General features: G+C 52.3%; 2 protein-coding genes. Both read left to right on the forward strand.

Features of this window, described 5'->3' with window-relative positions:
- The coding region (locus AC1D0Z_RS23860) for a hypothetical protein (RefSeq protein WP_477660582.1) at positions 1-224 on the forward strand (224 nt) is incomplete at its 5' end.
- A gap of 124 nt (positions 225-348) precedes the next feature.
- On the forward strand, positions 349-574 hold a 226-nt coding region (locus AC1D0Z_RS23865), incomplete at its 3' end, for a hypothetical protein (protein WP_477660583.1).

A 574-nucleotide genomic window follows, 5' to 3' on the forward strand; every position in this document is an offset into this window, starting at 1 on the left:
CCATTGTTCTTATCGGCTTGTTCTGGGCGTCACCTTTTTTCGGACTACTTCTGAAGGTCGTGTTCGAGGGGACCAGTCTTGAAATTGGTCCACCGTTCCCAAGACATCGAGGGAACGAAGGGGCATATGCGACTCTTGCCGGATTAGTTGGGGCGGCAATTGTGTATGGCTTCGTTCGCGTTGCTCGCGGAGGTGTAGAGTCCAAAAAGCGGCTACAGCCGTAACGCGCCGGGAGGACAAGAATGCACTTTAACTTGTCAATCGACACGGACTCACGACAGCGAGCCGCGGCTTCTGCGCTCATGTTTGTGGTCCGGCCATCTCTACGTTAGACCGCCACAGTTTGCAATGCAAAACACTATAAAGATCGCTATTACCTCGGCTCTCTTGTTGCTTCTCGGTTCCGGGTTCTTGTTCCTGGGTGGTGGCGCACTCATGCGGGGCTTTTTTTACATCAGCAGGTACCAAATTACGATCATTCACCAAGACCAATCGCCGTTATTCTTCTACGCTTACGTAGCTCACATGCTGTTTTTTGGTGGGCTTCTCCTGGCTGCCGGATTTGCTGTCTGGT

It is taken from the genome of Polaromonas sp. P1_E3 (genome assembly GCF_056405935.1).